At 39.2% G+C, this 1,799-nt stretch carries 1 protein-coding gene; it reads right to left on the bottom strand.

Annotated elements, in window-relative coordinates; genetic code table 11:
* Positions 1-129: 129 nt before the first annotated feature.
* Positions 130-1,509: an FAD/NAD(P)-binding protein gene (locus ACMV5I_RS29380; protein WP_414825960.1), complete on the bottom strand. Its 1,380-nt coding sequence runs from the start codon at positions 1,507-1,509 to the stop codon at positions 130-132.
* Positions 1,510-1,799 lie beyond the last annotated feature (290 nt).

Genomic DNA, 1,799 nt, shown 5'->3' with positions numbered 1-1,799 from the left:
TAGAACCGCTCTTTCTGAGTCAGATGTTTTCCCTGCATGCAAAGGGATCTCCAATAGGGCCAGTACGGTGATTTTATCCGGGGCTAGCCAGTGGGTCACTTTGTTGCATTTCAACTGGGAATGGGGCGTTTAAGTTGCTTTGTTCAGGGTGTCTCTTATATTGTTGGCGATTTTTTGAGAGCCATAGCTTGTTGAGTAAATAGAGTTCGCAGTAAAAACTTCCCCCTGCACAATCATACCGGTAGCATAAATAGGGATGTCGTCATTGACCCGATGCGTTAGCTTATTGATTGATATTCCTCCGCAGCCATTAAATCGGATCATTTTATTGGCGGAGAGTTGCGACAATAATTTGTCATTTTCTGCTGGTAAATGACCCGTTGCGTTGACAATAACATCGTATTCACTGAGGTTTATAGCCGAAAATTCAGAATTATTTAAAAAATGGATTTGTTTTTTGTGGAACAGTTCTTCTATTATTTTTCCGTTACGTAATGGCATGGAAGCAATAATTCGTCCAATCCATGGGAATACTTCTTTTTGAAACCGTATTTTATCCGGAGTGTGCAACGATGGCCAAGTGTCATTAAGCGCGTCAATAATATCCATTAAAATACTTTCCCACGCATTTGTCTTATCCTGACAGTTTTTTATGTCGATAGACAATTGTTTTTCCGTCTCGGTTCCCTGATCAATAGGCAGAGTTTCTAAAATATTCATATTATTAATGGTAAGGTAATTTTTAAAGCTCTCTGTAAGGTAGTCTATTTTTGAAAAGTCATTTGGCATATTTTTTGTATTTTGTAAGTAATCTTCAAGGAATTTTTGTTTTTTTTCTTTCATTACATGATTCCTCACGGAAGGGAGTAAATGTTCATGAGAATAAATATTTATACGTCCAGAATGGTCGGACTCAGCAAGATGAACAAGAGTATCTACGGCGGAAAGATGGCTTCCAATAATGAGGACTAGCGCATCTCTTTTTATTTTAGTTAAACCCTGTGATGGATAAGGTAAAATCACTTTATCTGCAGGAAAAAAGTCTGGTAGCGCCCTGAAAGGTAATCCTGTAGCAATAACAACTGCATCGTAAGCTGATTCTTTATTATTATGCATAATGCAGGGGTTATTCATTTTATCCGGATAAATACAGGAAACTTCCTCATTGATAAAATTTATATGGCCAGTATGTGGATTTACTTTTTTGAATTCATGTTCTAAAAAACATGAGAAAGAATCACGAGTGACAAATTCACCGGCATTGACATCTCTTTTTTCCCTTTCTTTTATAAATGTCATCAACCCATCTGGTTCATCAGGATTAATGAAAGTGACACCAATGCTGGTATTCATTAACATACTTTTAGAGTATGTATTTAAACTCCGTCCTCTGAATGGTGTTCCTGGGTCGTAAATGTCAATATCGAGTTTTTTGTTTTTCAGGGTATTACAGATCGAAATAGCGCTGATTATTCCTGCAGGCCCTGCTCCAATGATACATACTTTCATTTTAGAACCTTATTATTTAAGTGGGTTGTGTTTATGGCAAGAGAGTGGGTATTTTTTAATCATTAAGTGCTTCATAAATACACGGAGATTGACAAACAAACTCAGGCGGGTTCTGTCGCATTAACGGGCACAGGCCAGCCAAAGTGGGTGTTGCCGATTATTTATATCCCACGGCCTTCTGCCATGCCAACCGCCCCTTTTCCTGTATCATGACCAGGTGCCGGTCCCGCTGACTCGGTGGTCCCGTGGTTTCTTCCGGTACCGCCGTCACACGGGGAGGAATGGCGACA

Origin of the sequence: Serratia sp. T13T92 (genome assembly GCF_047530105.1) — a bacterium.
GTDB classification, from domain to species: Bacteria; Pseudomonadota; Gammaproteobacteria; order Enterobacterales; family Enterobacteriaceae; genus Chania; species Chania fonticola.
Note: the sequence above shows the minus strand (reverse complement) of the source record. Positions and strands in the feature narration are given on the sequence as shown.